Source organism: Parasutterella muris, from assembly GCF_009767915.1.
In the GTDB taxonomy this organism is placed as follows: domain Bacteria; phylum Pseudomonadota; class Gammaproteobacteria; order Burkholderiales; family Burkholderiaceae_F; genus Parasutterella; species Parasutterella muris.
Window position 1 is genome coordinate 1 of the sequence record NZ_WSRP01000115.1, and the last position, 529, is coordinate 529.

Genomic DNA, 529 nt, shown 5'->3' on the forward strand with positions numbered 1-529 from the left:
GGCTCTGCATCAGGAACCGGAACCCCGAGGGCTTCAAATAACATCCGTCTTTTCCCTGCGATTTCACCGAAGTAGTAACCTCCGCAGAATCTGGTCTGCATTACATTGTTCAAAGAGTCCAGAACTCTGCAGTCACTGTCATACACTATTGGCAGACTATTATTCTTTTTGCACTCCTCACTGTATTTTCTCAGCCTGGTTCTGACAATCATCGCAATAGAGGTTGCCAGGAACTGTACAAACGTTTTACCAGTCAATGATTCGTTGTCCGAGACTCGATTTCTTGAGCAGCCCAAGCGGGATTTGAGTGTTTTAAATGTATCTTCGACTATCCAGCGTTCCTGGTAAGCGCACCAGGCTTTTCTGGCATCGGATATTTCGTCGCTTACCAGTACCCGGTAGCCTTTGTAGCGGAGCTTTTGATCCACTTTTTTATTGTCGACGCTGTAGCTGACCGTGCCGTCTTTCTCATGTTTTACAAACACCTCTTCTAGTAATGTTTGTTCGTTTTCATCGAGAGACTTACCGG

1 protein-coding gene is annotated in these 529 nt (G+C 45.9%); it reads right to left on the reverse strand.

Features of this window, described 5'->3' with window-relative positions; translation table 11 throughout:
• Positions 1-529: transposase (locus E5987_RS12810; protein ID WP_237178854.1), on the reverse strand; the 529-nt coding region annotated here is incomplete at both ends.